This window comes from Virgibacillus sp. NKC19-3 (assembly GCF_019837165.1).
In the GTDB taxonomy this organism is placed as follows: Bacteria; Bacillota; Bacilli; order Bacillales; family Amphibacillaceae; genus Virgibacillus_L; species Virgibacillus_L saliphilus.
In genome coordinates this window covers 2131715-2153324 of the sequence record NZ_JAGYHC010000001.1, presented here as the reverse complement: position 1 = coordinate 2153324, position 21610 = coordinate 2131715, and the positions used below count along the sequence as shown (strand labels likewise).

Sequence of the window (21610 nt, the reverse complement as noted above, 5' to 3'; positions counted from 1 at the left end):
CCATTCTTAGAAAGGCATTACGTAACGAAATACATCCATTGAAACAATGATCCGGCAATTTTACCAAAGACAAAAGCCATGAGTAACCATAGCATATATTTCTCCATCCTAATTCTTTTGGATATAATCGGAAAAACATTTAAAACTTCTGTTAAAGCTGCCGCAAGCATTCCATTAAATACTCCATGAAATATTCCCCAGAGTACTAATAATGCAATTGGTTGATTCCAGGTCAGATTAGTAAAAGACAGATAGGTTCCAAATAATGTACCCAGAATTACACATGTCGCATAAACATTTACTATTTTTTCGGTTTTCGTTAATTGAATTAATCTCGGAATGATTCCAAGAACAGTTAAGAAGGCAACAAACCCTCCCCCAACAGCAAGTCCTCCAGCAAACCCAATAATAATTTGAATGCAATTAAGTAGGAGGTTTTGTATCATTTAGTTTATTTTCATAATGATTAACATAATTATCAAGGTCTTGCTGGTAGTTGTATATCTCTACTTCAAGTGGGCTTGGCTCTTCATTAAATCGTTTATTAAACCAGTGATTAAAAAATAACAACATTCCTATCCCCAATCCAAAAGAATAAGGTATTTGTATCCATAGTGGAAATTCATTATTCTCCCCCGTAAGTAAATAATGCAGTCTTTGTTGAACTTCTTGCATACTGACGTCATAATGAAAATTCATAATCGTCATGGCGGAACCTATAAATAAAAGAAGCCAGACGCAAGATACAATTACGATAGAAGGGCTTTTCTTACTTTTATTGATGCGAATAATCGTTTGTGTTGGGCCTATAAGCTGAAATTCCAAATCATCGTATACGTTGTTTAAATGATCTATAATGATAAAGCTGTCAATAATTACAATGTTTTTGTCTTTTTTCGTAATCCGATAAATCGGTGTATTTTCTAATTTACGTTTCTTTGACGAAGAAGTGGATATATATGCAATATCTTTCAGCTGAACCTGTTGCATAATGGATAATTCTATACTTTTTTTTAAACGTAAATAAACGATTTCAGCCATGTTGCCATCATCCTTTGTATGTCGTTAAAAATAGTATTTGCCGGAAGTACAATTTTTATCAAAAAAAATCACCACAGGCTGTGATGATTTTTTATAAATCCATATTTATTTTCATATCCTGTAAGATTTTTTTTTCTAAACGGGAAACTTGAACTTGTGATATGCCAAGTCTATCTGCTACTTCTGTCTGTGTCTGATCTTTATAATAACGCAAGTACACAATTAACCGTTCTCGTTCATTTAACCCCCTGATCGCTTCCTGCAACGATAGCTTATCAAACCAGTTTGTATCCTGATCAGCTATCTGATCTAATAAGGTGATTGGGTCTCCATCATTTTCAAAGACAGTTTCATGAATGGAATGTGGTGACTTAGACGCTTCTTGTGCATGTACCACTTCTTCTGCTGAAATTTCAAGCGCATCAGCAATTTCATTTACAGTTGGTGACCTTCCATAGCTTTTTGTTAATTCATCCTTCTTTTTACGGATTTTATTACCAACTTCTTTTAAAGAACGACTCACTTTCACACTGCCGTCATCCCTAATAAAGCGCTGAATTTCTCCAATGATCATTGGAACAGCATATGTGGAAAAACGAACATCATAAGACAGATCAAATTTATCAATGGATTTAATTAACCCAATACACCCGATTTGAAATAGATCGTCAGGGTCATATCCTCTATTAATAAACCGTTGCACAACAGACCATACAAGACGTACATTTTTTTCTACCAGTACGTTTCTTGCCTCTTTGTCCCCTTGCTGACTCCTAAAAATATAATCTTTCACCTGTTCATCCGTTAATGCCTCACTATGGCTATTGTTTTTAACATTCACATCCATAGGCAGAACCTACTTACTAACCGTTTTACTATTCATTAATTGCTTTGTCATATTTACGGTAGTTCCTTCTCCAGGATGTGATATAACCTCTACAGTATCCATAAAGTTTTCAATGATGGTAAATCCCATTCCGGATCTTTCCAGTTCAGGTTTAGATGTATATAAGGGCTGCAAGGCTTCATTAACATTACCAATTCCAATTCCATTATCTTTTATCGTTAGTTCGATTTCTCCTTCCAATAACTGACAGGAAATAGAAATGGTATGATGTGCTTCGTTGTTATATCCGTGAATAATGGAATTCGTTACCGCTTCAGAAACGACGGTTTTAATTTCTGTTAACTCTTCCATTGTTGGATCTAACTGGGTGATAAATGCACCTACAGTTACTCTTGCAAATGACTCATTTTGACTAACACTGGAAAATTCCAAAAACATTTCATTTTTCATGATGCCACCCCCAACGTTTCTAAAGCAAATGCTTCGTTCTCCTCTAAACGAACAATTTTAAATAAACCTGACATTTCGAATAATCGTTTAACAGGTGGTGAGACGGAGCAAACGACCATTTCTCCTCCAACCTGCAGAACTTCCTTATATCTCCCCAGTACTACTCCCAGCCCGGAGGAGTCCATAAATGTCATGGACTCTAAGTTTAATATTACATGTTTTACATCATTCGATTGCATCATGTTTTTCCATTTATCCCGTAGTGCTTCTGCTTCGTGATGGTCTAACTCACCGGATAGCCTTACGATTAATACATCTTGTTTAATATCAAATAGTGAACGTAGACTCATTTAACTTCCTCCTTCAAAAATCCATGTCACACTATTTTTTCTTGATGGAATGGGTCAATTCCTGCCTTGCGACAAAAGTAGAAGATAATCGACGAAATTAGAAGTCATTCATTGTGATTTCGCTATTTCCTGCAGAGACCTTTTTAAAAATGTAAAATAAGAGGCCTTTTCAATATCTCTATCTACAACTAAAGGGGTTTCAGATAGGATTTCACCTTCATTTTCTACGGTTAAAGTTCCTACCGGATCTCCTTTTTTAAGTGGCAGGTCAATTGTTTCATTAATATCTACGGCTGTCGTCAGGTTCTCTGTCGATTCTCCCCTTGGATGAATGGTACTAATGGATTGAGATGCTACAATATTTATATCTTTATTTTCTGCTTTTAGTAATTCCATGTTTGTAATCGTTTGATCTTTCTCAAATAACTTTTTGGTGTCAAATTGATTAAAAGCATAATCAAGCATTTGAGAAACATCCGCATTTCGATCTTTTGGTGTTTCTGCTCCTAGTACTACTGCAACTACACGCATATCATCTTTTTTGGCAGTCGCAGTTAAACAATATTTTGCATCGTTCGTGAACCCAGTTTTTAATCCATCAACCCCAGAGTAGGAACGAACCAATTTGTTCGTGTTAACTAGCCAGAACTCATTATCTGCTCCTTCTCTTAAATAATCCTCATAAATAGATGTATAATCTGTTATCGTTTCGTATTTTAATAGCTCCTTTGCTATTATAGACATATCATAGGCTGTACTGTAATGGTCATCAGCTGGTAATCCGGTCGTGTTTTGAAAATGCGTATTTTCCAAGCCTAATTCTTTTACTTTTTCATTCATCTGCTTGACAAAAGCATCTTCACTGCCTGCAATTCTTTCTGCCAAAGCTACACTAGCGTCATTTCCGGATGCGACAGCTACTCCTTTTAGTAGCTCTTCGACAGACATTTCCTCACCGGCTTCAAGAAATATCTGTGATCCTCCCATAGAAGCTGCTCGTTCACTTACTCGCACGATCTCATCATACGCTAAGTCCTCTTGATCCAGTGCTTCCATAATTAATAGAAGTGTCATGACTTTAGTCATACTGGCTGGTGGAAGCTGTTCATGTGCATTTTTATCAAAAAGTAATTTCCCTGTATCACGTTCGATCAATATAGCCGATTTTGAATTTGATGCAAGGTTTGTATCGTCAGTGTTTTCATCACTTTCCTCTTCAGCAAAAATGGGAAAACTTGTAGTAAACACCATCAAAAATATAATACCGACAATTAAAGCATACTTTTTCATCGTTATACCTCCAGCAATTTATATAATTTTAGGATTGCCATCATTGGTATTTTTTATACCGCTATACAGGAAAAAAGCACACTAAAATGTGTGCTTTTTCACCTAGTTATTTTGTTATCGTATCATGTATTAGCTTCGGTGCTTGAACTGCTGTATTTGAGACAACAATACTGGCATATAGTTTTTCTTTCACATCTTCCACATCTTGTCGGTTCGCGTGTATCGTTAGTAGAGACTCGCCTTCTTTTACATCATCACCGACTTTCTTATGAAGAACGATACCTACAGCTAAATCGATTTCTGAATCTTTTGTAGCTCTTCCTGCGCCAAGCATCATTGCAGCTGTACCAACATCATCTGCAATAATGTTTGCGACTGTTCCTGATTGTTTGGAAGGCAATTCAATTTTATGAGTAGCTTGCGCTAATAACTCAGGGGAATCAGCTACGTTTACTTCTCCACCTTGTGAAGCAAGGAAAATTTTAAATTGTTCAAACGCTTTTCCATTCATAAGGTTTTCTTTTAAACGCGCCCTTGCTTCTTCAATGCTATTTGCTTTATTAGCTAATACAACCATCTGACTGCCTAGCGTCAGACATAATTCAGTTAAATCCTCAGGTCCTTGTCCCCGCAATGTCTCAATAGCCTCTTTTACTTCTAGGGCATTTCCGATTGCATTTCCAAGTGGTTGACTCATATCGGAGATAACCGCCATCGTGCTTCTTCCCACCTGATTTCCGATAGAAACCATGGCACTAGCAAGCTCCTTTGCCTCGCTAATATCTTTCATAAAAGCACCTGCTCCAGTTTTCACATCTAATACAATCGCATCCGCACCTGATGCGATTTTTTTACTCATTATGGAACTGGCGATTAATGGGATCGAATTTACAGTAGCTGTTACATCACGTAACCCGTATATTTTTTTATCAGCAGGTGTTAAATTACCGGATTGACCAACAACTGCGACTTTATTTTTATTTACAAGATCAATAAATTCGTTATTTGTTATTTCTGTATGAAATCCTGGCACTGCTTCAAGCTTATCAATCGTGCCACCTGTGTGCCCAAGTCCACGCCCACTCATTTTAGCGATTGCTACGCCCAATGAGGCTACCATAGGAGCCAGGATTAATGTTGTTGTATCTCCAACTCCTCCAGTGGAATGTTTATCCACTTTTATACCGGAGATGGCAGAAAGGTCAATTTGATCTCCGGATTTAACCATGGCTGTTGTTAAATTAGCACGTTCCTCTTTGGTCATATCTTGAAAATAAATGGCCATTAATAGAGCACTCGCTTGATAATCCGGAATTTCACCATTTGTATACCCATCAATAAAAAATTGTATTTCTTCTTGTGTTAGGGCTTTTCCATCTCGCTTTTTTTCAATAACATCATATACCCTCATTATACCCCACCTTTCTCGATTTAATTTGGTAATTTGCTAATTATGTTTTTAACAAATCGTAAAAAATCCTGTCTGACTTTTTCAGTGGTTTCCATTACTTCAGCATGGGTTAGCGGTTGATCCAATATGCCTGCTGCCATATTGGAAATACAGGATATGCCAAGTATTCGTAAGCCTGCATGTTTAGCAGCAGTAACTTCCGGTACTGTAGACATGCCTACTGCGTCTCCACCAAGTGTTCGAAGCATCTTAATTTCTGCTGGTGTTTCATAGGTCGGCCCTGTATTACCAACATATACGCCCTTTTTTACATCAATACTAAGTTCATCTGCAACTGTTTCTGCGTGTTGTATATATGTTTTATCATATACTTGTGACATATCAGGAAAGCGATCGCCTAATTCGCTATTATTCTTACCGATTAGAGGATTGCTTCCCATATTATTAATATGATCTGTTATTAGCATTAAATCACCAGGGTTAAATCCAATATTTATTCCACCAGCTGCATTGGTTACGATAATGGAATCAATTCCTAGTTGTTTCATAACGCGAACCGGAAATGTTACCTGTTTCATGGAATAGCCTTCATAGTAATGGAACCTTCCCTGCATTGCTATTACTTGTTTTCCTTCCAATGATCCAATAACAAGCTGCCCCTTATGTCCGGCTACAGTTGATACAGGAAAATGAGGAATATCATTGTATGGAATTGTTACCGGTTTTTCAATTTCTTCTCCCAATACACCAAGTCCGGATCCTAAAATTAAGCCAATCGTTGGTTGCTCGGATAATTTTTCCTCTATATATTTACTTGCTTCCTTAATAGCGCTTTGATCCATGATAGTTCCTCCCCTTTATAATAATGTTACATGTAGCGATTGCCTTATAAAATAAAACCACCATTTTATAAACCCTGTTTTTAGTACAAAAGATATAAACTGCAGCGTAGTGGAAATTATTTTTGCGAATGTTGGTTGAGCGTAGCATACGAAACCACATTTCACGCGCTTTAGGGCAGCTGATGAACCCTCTTCGTGCTCGTCGTGTTGCAAATAAACGTTATATATGTCTTGTTAAATGGTGTCTAAAAAACTTTCCCCGTTTTTAGGCATGCTGACCTTAAAGTTGTCTGCTATGGTTGCACCAATATCTGCGAAAGTTTCTCTTAATGGCAATTCCTTGCCTTCTGTGATAGCTGAATGATAAATAATCAATGGTACATATTCACGTGTATGGTCGGTTCCATGATGAATAGGATCATTCCCATGATCTGCAGTAATGATTAACAAATCGTCTTCTCTAAGTTTATCCAACACTTCCGGAAGCCTTGCATCATATGCTTCCAGCGCTTTTCCGTAACCTTCAGGGTCACGTCTATGCCCATATTTTGCATCAAAATCAACTAAGTTTAAAAAACTAATACCCGTAAACTCTTTACGCATGGATTCAACCAGTTTTGTCATTCCATCTTCATTGTCCGTTGTACGGATAGCTTCCGTTACACCTTCACCATCGTATATATCATTGATTTTTCCTAAAGCAATCACATCATGCTCTGCATCTTTAAGCTCATTCATTACAGTCCGACCAAATGGTTTTAAAGCGTAGTCATGCCGGTTTGACGTACGTTGAAAAGACCCTGGTTCACCTACAAAGGGACGAGCAATGACACGACCTACCATATATTTCTCATCCAATGTGAGCTCGCGTGCAATTTCACAAATTTGATACAGCTCTTTAAGTGGAACAATTTCTTCATGTGCAGCGATTTGAAGTACAGAATCAGCAGAGGTATAAACGATTATTGAACCAGTTTCCATCTGTTCTTTTCCAAGTTCATCTAAAATCGCTGTACCAGAAGCCGGTTTATTTCCAATGATCTTTCTACCTGTTTTTTCTTCTAACTCATTTATTAAAGCAGTTGGAAAACCATCAGGAAATGTACGAAATGGCTGTTGTATGTTCAGACCCATGATTTCCCAGTGACCTGTCATTGTATCCTTCCCATTTGAGGATTCCTGCATTTTCGTAAAATGCGCTTTTGGAGAATCCGCTTTCTCAATTCCTTGTATTTCTCTAATATTACTAAGCCCTAATTCACCCATGTTTGGCATATGCAACCCATTCATATGTTTGGCAATATGTCCTAATGTGTCTGCACCTTTGTCGTTAAATTTTTCTGCATCGGGGGCTTCTCCAATTCCAACAGAATCCATTACAATTAAAAAAACGCGCTTAAATTTTTGCATTTATATTACCTCCTATAATTATATTCCCAATTTATCTTTGATCTATGTCAACAATTAAGTTGTATGATGTCAGACCTCTATAAATAAAATTATGCTCTTGGATGATACGTCTTATATATATCTGTTAATCTAGCTTTTGTCACGTGTGTATAAATTTGTGTCGTAGATATATCTACATGTCCCAGCATTTCTTGCACGATACGTAAATCCGCACCATTTTCCAACAAATGTGTGGCAAAAGAATGCCGCAATGTATGTGGAGTAATTTTCTGGGTTATACCTGCCTCTTTCGCAGCCGTTTTAAGTATTTTCCAGAATCCTTGCCGAGATAAGGCCCTACCATGCTGATTGACAAATAAAACATTGTCATCGACCTGTCGTTTTACTAAGCGTCCTCTTGCACGATTTAGATAATCCTCTACAGCTCTTTTGGCAACATTTCCAAGTGGAACAATTCTCTCTTTACCACCTTTTCCAATACACTGGACAAACCCCATTGTAAGATGGAGATCACCAATTTTTAATGTTATTAATTCGCTTACACGTAAGCCCGTAGCATAAAGTAATTCCAGCATTGCTTTATTTCGAATTTTCAAAGGCGAATTTCCGCTGATCATCAGTAATGATTCAACATCCTTTTCAGATAAAGTATCCGGTAGTTTTCTCGCTTTTTTAGGTGTTTCAATATGTAAACTAACATCCTGATTTACAAGTTGCTCACGTATTAAAAACTGATGGAATGATCGGATAGATGCAATGTGACGTGAAATCGTCGCAGAGGATTTTCCACTGTCTTTTAACATATACAAAAAATTACTGATGTCGCTTCGATTCACAGCGTCCCATTCCGTTTTTAATATGACATGCTCCATATAATGCTTATAATTTGTCAAATCACGCTCATAGGACTCCAGCGTATTATCAGATAAACCTCTTTCTACCCGGAGAAAGTGAAAAAAATCCTCAAAAGCATATTTCAGCATATCCCTTACTCTCCTAATCGAAAAAATAAATTCAATCGATCGATAAAACTCTGATCTTCATTAAATACTTTTACAGCAGGGCCTTCTGGTGGATCGTATCTGTGATAATCTTGATATTCCGCATGCATGGTACGTAAACCAAAGTAAAATAATAATGTACAAACAATAAATAGCACAAAAACTTTGCATGTGTCCCAAACGATACGTCTCATATGGCATGTCCCTTCTTTTAAAAATTCAAACCCTATTAAAAGATATGCCATAAAAGAATAAGATTATACATACAAGTTGAAATAAAGTAGAGTACAGAAAAAACTTCTCCAATCAAATGTACCCTTTTTCCATCCATTTGTAAATCACTAAATGATATTATTATAAAGTAAATGCCTTTATCCTCGTGGAAAAGGCAAATTCATATACGTATTATGTTGCTTTAACCGTTACTTCCTGACATTGTTTGCAAATACCATGAAATGTTAGACGGTGATCTTGTACTTGAAAGCCCCAATCATTTTGAACAATTTGTTCAACATCTTCTAATAGATCATCAATAATTTCTTCAACAGAACCACATTCTGTACAAACAAGGTGATGATGAAAGTGTTTGGCACCTTCTTTACGAAGGTCATAGGAAGAGACTCCATCACCAAAATTAATTTTATCAACAATTTTTAGTTCCGAAAGTAAATCGAGTGTGCGGTAAACAGTGGCTAAACCAATTTCAGGGGCAATTTCTTTTACAAGCAAATAAATTTCTTCTGCACTTAGATGATCTTCTTCTCTTTCTAACAATATACGAACAATTGCCTCTCGTTGCGGAGTAAGCTTATAGCTCTGTGCATGGAGCTGTTTTTTTATTCCCTCAATTCGATGTTCCATGACAAGTTAACCTCCCTCATATCCCATCTTTTATTATATGCACCAAAGAAACCTGTGTCAAAATATTTTATATTACTTTGTATTAATAATAATTATAATCTAAGTTTAACTATTAGTAAAATGATTCAATCAGTGATTCCATCGCTCCATTGGCAACATAAGCCTCTAACATAGCGGAAATGAAAGAAATCGCCAGTAATATGGAAAAAATAATAACATATCTACCAAACGGCTGGAAAACAGGTTGTGAAATTTTCCGGGTAAACAGCTTACTTAATAAAGTCAATGAAAATATCATCGATAAACTGCCGGCAATAATATATACTGGTATAATAAGAATATTTTGTGGTGCAATGGACAAAGCAGCCAAAATAAGCCCCTTTGTACCAAGTTGATTAACGATGAAACCTACAGAAAATCCGACGACCACTCCTTTTATAAACAACAAGATCCATACTAATGGAAGACCAATAACAGAAAGCCCCAAAAGAAATAAAAGTAATAAATACTTAGCGTGGTAGGCAAAACTCACTTTTAGTATTTCCAAGTTTTCAACCTGCTGGTTATCTGTAATTTGATTAAAAAAGCGCTCTAAATAAAAAAATAAATCTTGCTTCTGGACAAAATTCATGCTGTTAACAATAATTGCCCCAAAAATGACCCCTGTTAAAAATAAAATAATCATAAAAAGATAGATCGTTGCATGCTCTTTTACGTGATTCATGATTAGTGTCTTATTTTTGTACATCGGAATCCCCCATTCGAATGATGTATCTATCATTAAAACTATGAAGAAAGCCGTACAAAAATACCAAATTACTATTTTTTATTTTTATACTATATATATTACGATGATCTTATGCTGCCATATTTTCCTCCCCCACCTGCTTTTATAGTCAATTTACCTTCTCGCAATTGGATAATGGAATCTGCTAGTTTTTTTGGAACGACCTTTTGTAATTCCTCGAATGTTGCGTAATGAATAACGTTCATTTCTGTGTCAAAGTGATTCAGTAACTTCTCAAACGTTTTCTGTCCTAGTGATGGCAAATATTCTAATGGGACTTGATATAAGTACAGGGGTCTTTTCTCTAACCTTCCAGTCGTGTTTTTCAATTCCTGAATTCGATCAAATACCCCTTTTATTATTTTCTTAGAACCGCAATTCCTGCACACCGTAGATTCTGGAGTCAACGGTTCTAAACAGTTGCTGCAGACAGTGGTATGATATTTTCCTAATTGAGGATTCATACCGAAATTTCTTCTTATCCCTCTATCGTTCACGTGATGTAATGACCAATAGAATTCTTTAAACGAAGGCTCTTTCATATTTATTTCCTGATATTCACGTGCTATTTTAGCTAATGAATGTGCATCAGAATTAGAAACAAATGTGTAGTCATGCAGTTCGTTTATTTGGTCGGCCATTTGCGTGTCTGAACTTAATCCAAGTTCGATTCCATCAATAAGATCCGGATCAAATATTTCATGCAACGAGCTTTGCACACCCTTGCCATATAAACTTTTAAAAGGAGTAAACACATGAGCGGGAATAAAGATCCCTTCTAATTCTTTTACTTTATACTGCAATGCTTTGGCCGTTCCATAATATCTCTGAGAACTAAGGGTAATATTTTTCATTTTTGTTGTTAACCATTCAGAAAAATATTCCATTTTATCTAGGGTTGGAAAGTAACACAGCACATGAATAGGCCCTTTGCAATATTCGTCATAGACCTCAATTTCTGATCCTAATAGTAGGGTAACTTTTTCAAAACGTATACCGCCATCTGCCAACTCGTATGCTTCTCCTGCTTCAATCAGCCTTTTTATCTCCTGCTGGACAGCCGGAGCTTGGCTATCAATCACACCAATCATATCGATTCCCTTATTGCGACTGGATTCTTTTAGAATATTCGTCAATGTTAAACGCTTTGCTCCGGTTATTTTTACAGGGTTATCGTACATGTCTCGTCCTATGTGAATATGCATATCTGCAAAATAAGTTTTGTTCGTTACTATATTTTTATTTTCTTCTATAACTTCTTTTGCTTCCTGCTTTATCGTGTTTTTATTCAACATCTTTCACCTCAATTTAGCTCTTTCATATATAGAAATAAAAATGCTACAACATAAAAGTTGTAGTTCATTTTCCCACGTTTAGTTGCCACCATTGGTTTATATAAAAGTACATAAACCCAGTTTAAAGTAAACAGAACATCCATTAAACTATATCACAAAACAAAGCTTTATACATAGAAATAAAGCCAGGAATGTACCTCGTAAGATACGTTCCTGGCTTGCAATCATTCACTCCAGAATGGTAATATTAACCGTTTTCCTTCCCCAGCTAGTTGCCTCATTTGTCGTTGGTACATGCACGTCTATTTTATGTCCTTTAATGCTTCCGCCGGTATCGGATGCAACTGCATGGCCATAGCCTTCTACATAAACTTCTGTTCCAAGTGGAATCACATTTGGATCAACGGCAATCACTTTCGCATGAGGATCCTCATTCAAGTCTCTTCCAGTAGCAGTAACGCCGGAACAACCATTGCAGCTTGAGGTATATGCTGTAGCTTCAACTGACATTGTTTGGCCGCTCGGTTGTTGTTCTGTTTCTTCTTCTGGTTCAGAATTGGCTTCGACTTGATCTGTATTATCTTCCCCTTCCCCTGATTCCGAATTTTCTTCTGCTTGCTCTGTGTTATTTTCCGCTTCTTCTGATTCCGGATTTTCTTCCGCTTGCTCTGTATTATTTTCTGCTTCTTCTGATTCAAGGGTTCCTTCCGCTTGTTGTGTATTCTTTTCAGTTGTGCCTGCTTCACTATCAGCTGTTTGTTCAGAAGCATCGGATGGCGCTTGTTCTCTGGCACTTACTTCATTTACGGCTAATTTCTGTCCAGTAATAATCAGATCGGAAGATAGATTATTCCATGTTTTAAGGTCATCTATAGGTATCTTATGTTCACGGCTGATTTCAAAAAGTGTATCTCCTTTTTGCACAACATAATATTCACGCTGTTTTTCCTTCAGTTTTAATTCCTGTTTCGGATAAATCACAGAACTGCTTAATCCATTTATATCCATTAATGTTTCTACATTTGTATTATTTTCATTTGCTATATCCCAAAGTGTATCTCCCTTTTCCACTTTATAATCTGCTGCTGATACACTCATGGCAGATATACCCGCAATAATCAACCCTGCTAATATGGCTACTAACTTCTTCATTATGTAGTCCCCCTTATAATTATTGACAAGGTCATCGTACCATAGGAGGGACCCTTCTGCGTTTACAGCTTGTTTAAGCGTACATGTCAAAGGTTACAATTAAAATATATTCGCATTAATTGGTTCTATTTCATTTATCTTATGCATAAAATGTATAAGGAGGTTTTATGCCATACTTCTTTTCAGAGCATGTAAGTAAAGAATTGCATAGTTCGTTTTTGCATCATGTATACGTTCTGCTTCTACGTATTCTTTTGCTTCATCTAATGTTAGCTCCACTAGTTCAACAAATTCATCATCATCGCCGTTAACTGTCTCTTCTACGATTTGGAGTTGATCGGTTATATAGATGTACATGAGTTCATTTGCAAATCCAGGTGAGGTATAAAAAGAGGTAACAAAGGATAATTCATTGGTAGTATAGCCCGTTTCTTCTTCTAATTCACGAACTGCCGTTACTTCCGGGTCTTCTCCTTCTTCCAATTTACCTGCTGGAATTTCAATGAGTGACTTTTCCAATGGTTTACGGTACTGCTCTACAAAAACAATTTTATTATCTTTTGTAAGTGCAATCACCGCCACTGCTCCTGGGTGCTTAATAATTTCCCGTTTTGCGTTTTCCCCATTTGGTAATGTAACATCATCGACTTGTAATTGAACCACTTTCCCATTATATATTTCGTCCGTTTTGATCGTTTTTTCTTCCATTTTTTTCACTATTATCGCCTTGCCTTTCTTTATGCTACTTCCCATTTTAGCATAAAATAGTAGTATTCCACCTCAAGTTAATTGTACAATAAAATAAGCAGAAATAGAAATGGAGGTTGATTATGAAGAAAAATCAATTAGGCAAATCAGATATATACGTATCCGAATTAACACTCGGCTGCATGTCCTTAGGAACAAATAGAAAAGAAGCAACAGAAATTATTAATCAGGCTCTGGATGCCGGCATCAATCACTTAGATACGGCTGATTTATACGATTTTGGAGAAAACGAAAAAATCATTGGTGAAATAATTAAAGGAAAACGAGATGAACTAATACTAACAACCAAAGTTGGGAATCATTTTAATAAGGAAAAAACAGACTGGTTCTGGGATCCATCAAAGAATCATATAAAAAATGGCTTAAAGGATAGCTTATCCCGATTAAAAACTGACTATATCGATTTTTACATGCTTCATGGAGGAACAATCGACGATCCGATTAATGAATCGATTGAAGCATTTGAAGAGTTAAAAGCAGAAGGTCTTATTCGTGCGTATGGTATATCTTCCATAAGACCAAATGTGATTTTCGAATATGTGAACCGTTCTACTATTGATGCCGTAATGATGCAATACAGCATGTTGGATAGAAGACCTGAGACACTATTAGATGTATTACATGAAAACCAAATTAGTGTCCTTGCACGTGGTCCGTTAGCCAAAGGCATGTTAAGTAACCAAGCAGCAAAACAAATAGAGGAAAAAGGACAGGATGGTTTTTTAGATTACACGTATGGTGAGCTTAAAGAAATTCATCATAACCTTTCTACAACTGTACCCAAGGGAGCTACACTCAATGTCAGCGCATTACAGTATGTCCTGAAACACCCGGCTGTAGCAAGTGCCGTATTTGGAGCAAGTTCGAAGGAGCAAGTTAAAGAAAATGTAGACATGACTCATTCCAAGGCACTAACACCTGAAACGTATCACGCATTACAGGACATTACAAAACCGATAACCTATACAAACCATCGTTAATACGTGAATCCTGTACTCGCTATTACAATGAAACCAAATGCTGTAAAGGTGGCAAAACCGATTCTCCGGATCAATGCCACCTTGTCTTCTTGTCAACAATTATAGGTGCAGGAGACTGATTTTCATTTCTTATTAAATTGGCTTTTCAATGCACGTTCCACGAAACTCGGAAAAAGTTGATATATTTTGCCACCAAGTTCCATCCAATATGGTAAATTTATTTCCCGTTTGGTTGTAAACAAATGTCGGACAATTGTTTTGGCAACCCTATCTGGATCAAGCATATAACGTTCAACACTTTTTTGATAAGTCCCTTCAGGGTCTGCTTGTACAAAGAAATTTGTTCGTACCGGACCTAAATTGACTCCAGTGACGCTTATCTTTTCATCGGTTAACTCCTGTCTTAATGCATTGGTAAACCCGAGTATAGCATGTTTTGTTGAAGCATAAACTGCTGATTTCGGTGTGGCAATTTTAGCAGCTTGTGAAGCGATGTTGACGATATGTCCTTCCTGATAGTGTGAAAAATGGCCAAGCATTCGCTTGGTTATTTGAATGACGGCAAACACATTTAATTGATACATCTGATCAACATCCTGCCACGTGATATCTTTTACAAAGTCGAACTTTCCAACACCAGCGTTATTAATTAACCCATGAATTCGTTTATGATCCAGCAATATATTGTTTATGACAGCATCTAACTCTCCTCCATTTTGTAAATCAACTTGGTAAATAAAGCTCTCTGTTCGTGATTTTTGTTTAAGCAACTGTTGTTGTTGTTTCAATTTGTCCATGGATCTTGCTAGCATAATCGGAATACCGTCATTGTTTGCTATATGCCAGGCGAGTCTTTCTCCAATTCCACTCGAAGCACCAGTGATTAATATTTTCTTGTTTTCCAACCTATTTCGTATCATAAATAACACACCATTTTTTGTTGTTTTATCGTTAAATTACAAATCCCATTATTTATTCTTTTTGCTCCAAGAGCTGGGCAACTTCTGCCGTGTTACCGGTAACACTTTGCTGATTAACGAGATTGCCATAAATCCGTAAGTTCTTCTTTCGTTTGCCAATTTTGCACGTAAGTTCCTCCTTGTAATTGACTTTTTCCAGTTAATAAAACACAATAAAAGTGAGGTGAATGTATTGGATCCAAAGATTTTTGCACATCGGGGTGCCAGCAAACGTGCTCCTGAAAACACAATGCACGCATTCAAGCTTGCTTACTTTCTAGGCGCACAAGGGATTGAAACAGATGTTCAATTAACCAAAGATGACATCCCGGTATTAATTCATGATGAACAAGTAACACGAACAACAAATCGTACCGGTTACGTAAAGGATTTCACTTTTAACCAATTAAAACAGCTTGATGCAGGTTCTTGGTTTGCACAAGAATACCGAGGTACAACGATCGTTTCCCTTGACGAATTCCTACAATGGATACATGATAAACCTTTATATTTAAATATTGAGCTTAAAAATAATAAAATAAATTATAAGAATCTGGAAGCAATCGTTTACGAAAGGATCGATTACTATCAATTAGTAAATCGTACCATATTTTCTACATTTAATCCAAATAGTGTAAAACGATTGAGAGAGTTCAACGATATAGAAACGGCCTTTTTAACATTGCAAAAAAATAAAAATCTTGTATCTTATGCGTTGGAGCTTGGTGCAAATGCCATACATATAAAATATCGTTTACTCCATCAAACCCTTGTTAAAAAAGCTCACAAGGAGAACATGCCTATCCGTATATTTACCGTTAATAAATTCGCACATGTTAAAAAATGTTTTTCTTTTGGTTGTGACGCTATTTTTACCGATGTTCCAGATAAGATATTGAAATATCGTCAAAGACTTTATAAAAATGAGCGTAAGATTAAACAGAAGCCATGATTAAAATAACAAGGTAGGATGCTAAACAAGATGCTGGAGGATTAGCTATGGAACTAACTTTTCTAGGTACTGGTGCTGGTGTTCCATCAAAAGAACGGAATGTATCAGCTATTATCTTGACATTACTGCAAGAACAAAACAGTATATGGCTATTTGATTGCGGGGAATCGACACAGCATCAAATATTGCATACAAACCTCAAACCAAGAAAAATCAATAAAATTTTCATCACCCATATGCATGGGGATCATATATTTGGTTTGCCAGGATTACTCAGCAGTCGGTCGTTTCAGGGCGGATCTGATTTATTGACCGTGTATGGTCCTGTAGGTATTAAAGATTTTATTGAAACAAGTCTTCAAGCAAGTACAACGCACTTAACGTATCCATTATCCATTATCGAGTTTAGTGCGGGGAAGCTTTTTGAAGACGAGCAATTTCAGGTCTATACAGAGCAACTGGATCATGCTATACCAAGCTATGGATTCCGTATTGTGGAAAAAGATAAACCAGGCGAATTACTAGTGAGTAAATTAAAGAATGTCGGTATTATGCCTGGACCAATATATAAACAAATAAAGGAAAATGAGATTGTGGAAACACCGGATGGACAAGTCATTCATCGAGAAAATTTTGTCGGGCCTGATAAAAAGGGGCGTATCATAAGCGTTTTAGGAGACACACGGTCCTCCCACAGGTACCGTTCATTTGTAGCAAATTCTGATATACTTATCCATGAGGCTACATTTGGTAAAGATAAAGAAACATTAGCACATCAGTATTTTCATTCGACAACTACACAGGCAGCCACACTCGCGAGACAGAGTAATGTTAAAAAACTAGTATTAACTCATATATCCTCTCGCTATCAAAAAGAAGATAACCATGAGTTAGTTACAGAAGCAAGAGAGATTTTTCCAAATACTGTGCTTGCTCATGATTTTCAACACATGGCTATAGACAAAAAGTAGAGGAGAGATTTGAAATGAAGCAAATAGAAGAAGTTGTTGCCCATCAACGCGCATTTTTTCTGAATGGAAATACATTAGACTACGACGTTCGCAAAGAGCAGTTACAAAATCTGAAGCAAATGCTTAAGGATAATGAAAGAGTAATTTATCATGCGCTTAAAAAGATTTAAACAAATCTAGGCATGAAACCTTTACAACAGAATTGGGCTTTTTATATACCGAACTTGATTTTGCTATTAAAAACCTTAGTAGCTGGATGGAACCAGTGAAAGTACGTTCCCCTATCACGCATAAAGGAAGCAAAAGCTTTATTTTAAAAGAACCCTACGGTGTCAGTCTGATTATTGCTACGTGGAACTACCCCTTGCAATTAGCACTTGCACCTGCTATTGGAGCAATTGCTGCTGGGAACTGTGCTGTATTAAAACCATCCGAATATACGGAGGCTACATCAGATCTTCTGGCAGACATGATCCAAAACACTTTTAATCCATCTTATATCACTGTAGTTCAGGGCGGGAAAGAAACAAGTGAAGAATTACTAAAGCAACGATTTGACTATATTTTCTTCACAGGAAGTACAGCAGTAGGAAAGGTAATTATGAAAGAAGCAAGTACACATCTCACACCTGTTACACTCGAATTAGGTGGTAAAAGCCCGGCCATTGTTGATAAGGATGCCAATATAAATCTTGCTGCTAAACGGATCGTATGGGGAAAATTTACCAATGCGGGACAAACATGTGTAGCTCCTGATTATGTATATGTACATGAAAAAGTAAAATTTAAATTATTGAAAGCAATGAAGAAACATATCAAATCATTTTATGGGAAAGAGCCATTGAACAATGATGATTACATACGCATCATCAACGAAAAACATTTTAATAGATTACTGGGTTTTCTGTCTGATGGCACCCCGTTACATGGTGGCAATACTGATCCTGCTGCTTTAAAAATAGAGCCCACGATTCTTGATAAAATCACCTGGGATCATTCGATTATGCAGGAGGAAATATTTGGTCCTATCCTTCCTATTTTATCTTTTACCAATGTGGAGGATGCTGCAGCAGTCATCAGAGAGAAGGAAAAACCGCTAGCGCTGTATTATTTTAGTGAAAATGAAAAAATGCAGGAACAAATTATGCAGTACCTGTCATTTGGCGGGGGCTCCATTAATGATACAATCTATCACTTGAGCAATCCTCACCTGCCCTTTGGAGGTGTCGGTGCAAGCGGAATGGGATCGTACCATGGCAAATACAGTTTTGACACATTCTCACATGATAAAAGCATTTTGAAGCAATCTACTAAATTTGATATCCCGTTTCGTTACCCGGGAACGAAATTTGCTCAATCCGTTACAAAAAAAATCATGAAATAGGAAGCACAAACTATCCGGTTAGCAACGTACAAACTGTGCTTAGTGTGCGAGTGGTCAGGCGTTCTCAGCACCTCCTATCCGCAGGTGAGATTAGATGAACCTAACTTGTCGTTGAAGAATGCGAGTTACTGGAGCTGGACGAGACTTCATTACTACTGAACAAAATTTAATACTTTTGTATCTCTTAAATAGCTCACAGCCTCAATTTGGATGTGAGCTATTATCCTTTTCGATAATCATCCAAAAAATCTTTCTGAAAGCTTGTCCTTGGTTGATCCTGATCAACGCTGCTCACGTCGTCTAATTGCTTAAACGGATTTTCCCCATATTTTTGGGATAGGGCATCAATCGCTACGTATAGGTTTTCTTTTCGGGCATGCTTTTCATACGTAAATAAATCTAATTGCTGACCAATATATTGTTTTTCATCCACATCTTGAAGCGTGATTCCCAAGAGACGAATCGGCTCTAAATTCCAGTGTTTTTGCAATAATTCATTTGCTACATGAAGAATATCCTCTTTTGCGTCAATGTAGGTTTGCAGTTTTTTACTTCTTGTAATGGTTTTTCGATCATGATAACGTATCATGAGCTGTACACTTCGTCCTGCTGCTTTTTTTCGTTTCACACGGCGATCCACATTGTCTGCAAGATGATGCATTAGGCTTCTTATCTCTTTTTCATCTGTCGTGTCATGGGATAGTGTTTGTGAGCTTCCAATGCTTTTAAAATCATTTACGGCATTCGGATCCACTGGTCTGTTGTCCATTCCGTTGGACCGCTGTTTTAAACGCTCGCCGTTTATTCCTAACATTTGTTTAAGCTCATATACATCTTTTATTGCAAGGTCACCTATTGTTTCAATGTCAATCGCTTTTAATTTTTCTGCGGTTTTTTTACCAACACCATACATTTTTTCTATCGGGAGTGGCCATAACATTTGTGGTAACTCTCTTTTTCTCAATATTGTGATGCCAAGTGGTTTTTTAAAATCTGAGGCCATTTTTGCCATGAATTTGTTTGGCGCTATTCCAATACTGCATGGTAAATCCAACTCTTTTAATATTTTTTTTTGTAGGTTTTCTGCCATACGTAGAGGGTTATTGTCATGTTCGGCGTCCGTCACATCCATATATCCTTCATCAATGGATACCGGTTGAACATATGGTGTTATTTCGGAAAGCATCTGAAATATTTGTTTGGAAGCTATCCGATAACGATCAAAATTAGGACGCATGATAATTAATTCCGGACATAGCCTTTTGGCCTCATGTAATTGCATCGTTGTTTGAACACCTTTTGCTCTTGCTTCATAGCTGCTTGTCACGACAATCCCCTTACGTTCTTCCGGATTTCCGGCAATTGCTAAAGGGATGCCTTTGAGTTTTGGATCATGGGCCATTTCTACAGATGCATAAAAACAATTCATATCAATATGAAAAATAATCCGGCCTTTTCCTGGACTCGGCTGTTCCATACAGATTCCATCCTTTATGATTAGATAATTCGTACTAATTTTAGTATAACATATACAAGGACTCTTCAACCTTGAAGAGTCCTTGTATACTTTGTTATTTTGCCGCCTGTTTACTAATTTCTGTAATTAATTCCGTGATTTTCACCAGTTCTTTAACAGGTATTCGCTCATTTGTTGTATGGATTTCTTCGTATCCAACAGCCAAATTAACGGTAGGGATGCCAAAGCCGGCAATAACATTCGCATCACTGCCGCCACCACTTTCTAATAATTTGCTAGTACGACCGATTTCACTAGCCGCTTGTCGTGCAATTTCAACAACTTGATCACCTTCTTGTTGATTATATCCAGGATATTTTATATCAACCGTTACGTCAGCAGAACCACCTTGTCCTTCAGCTGCTTTTTCAAATGCTTCTTTCATTTTTGCAACTTGTGCTTGCATTTTTTCTGGAATCAGTGATCTGGCTTCTGCTAAAATTTCAACATGATCTGCTACGATATTTGTTTTATTCCCACCTTCAAATCGTCCAATATTGGCTGTCGTCTCTTTATCGATTCGACCAAGCGGCATATTGGAAATTGCCTTTGCTGCTATGGTGATAGCAGAAACTCCATTCTCAGGTGCTACACCGGCATGTGCCGTTTTTCCCTTAATCACGGCAGAAAGCTTTGCTTGTGTAGGTGCCACAACGATAATATCGCCTACCGCTCCATTGCTGTCAATGGCATAGCCATATTTTGCGTTTAATAGGGAAGGATTCAAGGCTTTTGCTCCTACTAATCCGGATTCTTCGCCAACTGTGATAACAAATTGGATATCTCCATGCTTTATTGCATTTTCTTTCATGGTCCGGATCGCTTCCAGCATAGCAGCGAGTCCCGCCTTATCATCTGCACCCAAGATCGTCGTACCATCTGAAACAATATAACCATCTTGGATAGCTGGATTAATTCCATTGCCTGGAACAACTGTATCCATATGGGAAGTGAAATAAATTGGATCTGCTCCTTCTTTATTCCCTTTTAATGTACAAACAAGATTACCGGCACCGTGGCCTGTTTTTGCTTTACTTGCATCCTCCGTTACTTCTAGACCTAAATCTTTAAATTTGCGTTTTAATACTTCAGCTATATCCGCTTCATGTTCTGTCTCTGAATCAATCTTTACAAGTTCAAAAAACTCATTAACTAACCGTTCCTGATTTATTGTATTCATGGTTATAAACCCTCCAACGTATTTTTTACAATAAAGGTAAGCTTTCGTTTATCTCATACTTATTATCTTTTTACTTCAATGAAATCATGCATTAATTCCAACGTTTAGCTAATCCGATGTCTTTCTCTTTATTTATTATTCATTGTTTTTTAATACTTGTTCC

Annotated in this window: 22 protein-coding genes and 1 pseudogene; 4 read left to right on the top strand and 19 right to left on the bottom strand. The window is 37.0% G+C overall.

From position 1 onward, the window contains the following. Positions 1–17: 17 nt before the first annotated feature. The 16 genes from KFZ56_RS10405 to KFZ56_RS10330 all read right to left on the bottom strand — a co-directional run bounded on the left by KFZ56_RS10405 (position 18) and on the right by KFZ56_RS10330 (position 13454). Positions 18–446: a stage V sporulation protein AB gene (locus KFZ56_RS10405; RefSeq protein ID WP_222641870.1), complete on the bottom strand. Its 429-nt coding sequence runs from the start codon at positions 444–446 to the stop codon at positions 18–20. Further along, positions 424–1041, bottom strand: a complete 618-nt coding sequence (locus tag KFZ56_RS10400; RefSeq protein ID WP_222641869.1) for a stage V sporulation protein AA — start codon at positions 1039–1041, stop codon at positions 424–426. Before KFZ56_RS10400 ends, KFZ56_RS10405 begins: the two co-directional genes overlap by 23 nt. A gap of 91 nt (positions 1042–1132) precedes the next feature. Further along, complete coding sequence (gene sigF, locus KFZ56_RS10395; RefSeq protein WP_222641868.1) at positions 1133–1888, bottom strand: RNA polymerase sporulation sigma factor SigF; 756 nt, start codon at positions 1886–1888, stop codon at positions 1133–1135. Between the two features lie 9 nt (positions 1889–1897). After that, positions 1898–2338, bottom strand: a complete 441-nt coding sequence (gene spoIIAB, locus KFZ56_RS10390; RefSeq protein WP_222641867.1) for an anti-sigma F factor — start codon at positions 2336–2338, stop codon at positions 1898–1900. Then, positions 2335–2688, bottom strand: a complete 354-nt coding sequence (gene spoIIAA, locus KFZ56_RS10385; protein WP_222641866.1) for an anti-sigma F factor antagonist — start codon at positions 2686–2688, stop codon at positions 2335–2337. Before spoIIAA ends, spoIIAB begins: the two co-directional genes overlap by 4 nt. A 108-nt stretch (positions 2689–2796) precedes the next feature. Continuing rightward, positions 2797–3978 (bottom strand): D-alanyl-D-alanine carboxypeptidase family protein, encoded by a 1182-nt coding sequence (locus KFZ56_RS10380; RefSeq protein WP_222641865.1) that lies wholly within the window; start codon positions 3976–3978, stop codon positions 2797–2799. 106 nt (positions 3979–4084) lie between these two features. Beyond that, positions 4085–5389: a pyrimidine-nucleoside phosphorylase gene (locus KFZ56_RS10375; RefSeq protein ID WP_222641864.1), complete on the bottom strand. Its 1305-nt coding sequence runs from the start codon at positions 5387–5389 to the stop codon at positions 4085–4087. A 20-nt stretch (positions 5390–5409) separates the two neighbouring features. After that, positions 5410–6231, bottom strand: a complete 822-nt coding sequence (locus KFZ56_RS10370) for a purine-nucleoside phosphorylase (RefSeq protein ID WP_222641863.1) — start codon at positions 6229–6231, stop codon at positions 5410–5412. A gap of 234 nt (positions 6232–6465) precedes the next feature. Continuing rightward, positions 6466–7641, bottom strand: coding sequence for a phosphopentomutase (gene deoB / locus KFZ56_RS10365; RefSeq protein ID WP_222641862.1), 1176 nt, complete (start codon positions 7639–7641; stop codon positions 6466–6468). Between the two features lie 89 nt (positions 7642–7730). Continuing rightward, positions 7731–8624, bottom strand: coding sequence for a site-specific tyrosine recombinase XerD (gene xerD / locus KFZ56_RS10360; protein ID WP_222641861.1), 894 nt, complete (start codon positions 8622–8624; stop codon positions 7731–7733). A 5-nt stretch (positions 8625–8629) separates the two neighbouring features. Further along, positions 8630–8836, bottom strand: a complete 207-nt coding sequence (locus tag KFZ56_RS10355) for a YqzK family protein (protein WP_222641860.1) — start codon at positions 8834–8836, stop codon at positions 8630–8632. Between the two features lie 211 nt (positions 8837–9047). After that, positions 9048–9503: a ferric iron uptake transcriptional regulator gene (fur, locus tag KFZ56_RS10350; RefSeq protein ID WP_222641859.1), complete on the bottom strand. Its 456-nt coding sequence runs from the start codon at positions 9501–9503 to the stop codon at positions 9048–9050. 112 nt (positions 9504–9615) lie between these two features. Next, positions 9616–10251, bottom strand: a complete 636-nt coding sequence (gene spoIIM, locus KFZ56_RS10345; RefSeq protein ID WP_222641858.1) for a stage II sporulation protein M — start codon at positions 10249–10251, stop codon at positions 9616–9618. A 98-nt stretch (positions 10252–10349) separates the two neighbouring features. After that, on the bottom strand, positions 10350–11495 hold the full coding sequence (locus KFZ56_RS10340; RefSeq protein ID WP_255585330.1) for an endonuclease Q family protein: 1146 nt from the start codon (positions 11493–11495) through the stop codon (positions 10350–10352). A 318-nt stretch (positions 11496–11813) separates the two neighbouring features. Next, positions 11814–12737, bottom strand: a complete 924-nt coding sequence (locus KFZ56_RS10335; RefSeq protein WP_222641856.1) for a LysM peptidoglycan-binding domain-containing protein — start codon at positions 12735–12737, stop codon at positions 11814–11816. Between the two features lie 165 nt (positions 12738–12902). After that, positions 12903–13454, bottom strand: a complete 552-nt coding sequence (locus KFZ56_RS10330; protein ID WP_222641855.1) for an NUDIX hydrolase — start codon at positions 13452–13454, stop codon at positions 12903–12905. A gap of 113 nt (positions 13455–13567) precedes the next feature. Here KFZ56_RS10330 and KFZ56_RS10325 point away from each other — a divergent pair, with 113 nt between their 5' ends. Beyond that, positions 13568–14485, top strand: coding sequence for an aldo/keto reductase (locus KFZ56_RS10325; RefSeq protein WP_222641854.1), 918 nt, complete (start codon positions 13568–13570; stop codon positions 14483–14485). 122 nt (positions 14486–14607) lie between these two features. On the opposite strand, the gene KFZ56_RS10320 is transcribed toward KFZ56_RS10325, so the two are convergent. Then, entirely contained in the window at positions 14608–15405 is a 798-nt protein-coding gene (locus KFZ56_RS10320; protein WP_222641853.1) for an SDR family NAD(P)-dependent oxidoreductase, read from the bottom strand. Positions 15406–15637: 232 nt separating this feature from the next. Here KFZ56_RS10320 and KFZ56_RS10315 point away from each other — a divergent pair, with 232 nt between their 5' ends. From KFZ56_RS10315 to KFZ56_RS10305, 3 genes and pseudogenes are all read left to right on the top strand, one after another. After that, complete coding sequence (locus KFZ56_RS10315) at positions 15638–16396, top strand: glycerophosphodiester phosphodiesterase (RefSeq protein WP_222641852.1); 759 nt, start codon at positions 15638–15640, stop codon at positions 16394–16396. Between the two features lie 47 nt (positions 16397–16443). Continuing rightward, positions 16444–17367: a ribonuclease Z gene (gene rnz / locus KFZ56_RS10310; RefSeq protein ID WP_222641851.1), complete on the top strand. Its 924-nt coding sequence runs from the start codon at positions 16444–16446 to the stop codon at positions 17365–17367. Positions 17368–17381: 14 nt separating this feature from the next. Then, positions 17382–18751 (top strand): annotated as a pseudogene (locus KFZ56_RS10305) (aldehyde dehydrogenase). Positions 18752–18971: 220 nt separating this feature from the next. On the opposite strand, the gene KFZ56_RS10300 reads toward KFZ56_RS10305, so the two are convergent. Both KFZ56_RS10300 and KFZ56_RS10295 read right to left on the bottom strand, forming a co-directional pair. Next, the gene (locus tag KFZ56_RS10300) at positions 18972–20228 is read right to left on the bottom strand and encodes a DNA polymerase IV (protein ID WP_222641850.1); all 1257 of its coding nucleotides are present in this window, start codon (positions 20226–20228) and stop codon (positions 18972–18974) included. A gap of 94 nt (positions 20229–20322) precedes the next feature. After that, positions 20323–21447: a M20/M25/M40 family metallo-hydrolase gene (locus KFZ56_RS10295; protein WP_222641849.1), complete on the bottom strand. Its 1125-nt coding sequence runs from the start codon at positions 21445–21447 to the stop codon at positions 20323–20325. Positions 21448–21610 lie beyond the last annotated feature (163 nt).

Excerpts from the sequence above, each read along its gene's own strand:
- KFZ56_RS10380 (WP_222641865.1), bottom strand. The coding sequence starts at position 3,978 with ATGAAAAAGTATGCTTTAATTGTCGGTATTATATTTTTGATGGTGTTT.
- fur (WP_222641859.1), bottom strand. The coding sequence starts at position 9,503 with ATGGAACATCGAATTGAGGGAATAAAAAAACAGCTCCATGCACAGAGC.
- spoIIAB (WP_222641867.1), bottom strand. The coding sequence starts at position 2,338 with ATGAAAAATGAAATGTTTTTGGAATTTTCCAGTGTTAGTCAAAATGAG.
- KFZ56_RS10325 (WP_222641854.1), top strand. The coding sequence starts at position 13,568 with ATGAAGAAAAATCAATTAGGCAAATCAGATATATACGTATCCGAATTA.
- spoIIM (WP_222641858.1), bottom strand. The coding sequence starts at position 10,251 with ATGTACAAAAATAAGACACTAATCATGAATCACGTAAAAGAGCATGCA.
- KFZ56_RS10320 (WP_222641853.1), bottom strand. The coding sequence starts at position 15,405 with ATGATACGAAATAGGTTGGAAAACAAGAAAATATTAATCACTGGTGCT.
- KFZ56_RS10295 (WP_222641849.1), bottom strand. The coding sequence starts at position 21,447 with ATGAATACAATAAATCAGGAACGGTTAGTTAATGAGTTTTTTGAACTT.
- KFZ56_RS10400 (WP_222641869.1), bottom strand. The coding sequence starts at position 1,041 with ATGGCTGAAATCGTTTATTTACGTTTAAAAAAAAGTATAGAATTATCC.
- KFZ56_RS10300 (WP_222641850.1), bottom strand. The coding sequence starts at position 20,228 with ATGGAACAGCCGAGTCCAGGAAAAGGCCGGATTATTTTTCATATTGAT.
- xerD (WP_222641861.1), bottom strand. The coding sequence starts at position 8,624 with ATGCTGAAATATGCTTTTGAGGATTTTTTTCACTTTCTCCGGGTAGAA.
- spoIIAA (WP_222641866.1), bottom strand. The coding sequence starts at position 2,688 with ATGAGTCTACGTTCACTATTTGATATTAAACAAGATGTATTAATCGTA.
- sigF (WP_222641868.1), bottom strand. The coding sequence starts at position 1,888 with ATGGATGTGAATGTTAAAAACAATAGCCATAGTGAGGCATTAACGGAT.
- KFZ56_RS10335 (WP_222641856.1), bottom strand. The coding sequence starts at position 12,737 with ATGAAGAAGTTAGTAGCCATATTAGCAGGGTTGATTATTGCGGGTATA.
- rnz (WP_222641851.1), top strand. The coding sequence starts at position 16,444 with ATGGAACTAACTTTTCTAGGTACTGGTGCTGGTGTTCCATCAAAAGAA.
- KFZ56_RS10405 (WP_222641870.1), bottom strand. The coding sequence starts at position 446 with ATGATACAAAACCTCCTACTTAATTGCATTCAAATTATTATTGGGTTT.
- deoB (WP_222641862.1), bottom strand. The coding sequence starts at position 7,641 with ATGCAAAAATTTAAGCGCGTTTTTTTAATTGTAATGGATTCTGTTGGA.
- KFZ56_RS10370 (WP_222641863.1), bottom strand. The coding sequence starts at position 6,231 with ATGGATCAAAGCGCTATTAAGGAAGCAAGTAAATATATAGAGGAAAAA.
- KFZ56_RS10375 (WP_222641864.1), bottom strand. The coding sequence starts at position 5,389 with ATGAGGGTATATGATGTTATTGAAAAAAAGCGAGATGGAAAAGCCCTA.
- KFZ56_RS10340 (WP_255585330.1), bottom strand. The coding sequence starts at position 11,495 with ATGCATATTCACATAGGACGAGACATGTACGATAACCCTGTAAAAATA.
- KFZ56_RS10355 (WP_222641860.1), bottom strand. The coding sequence starts at position 8,836 with ATGAGACGTATCGTTTGGGACACATGCAAAGTTTTTGTGCTATTTATT.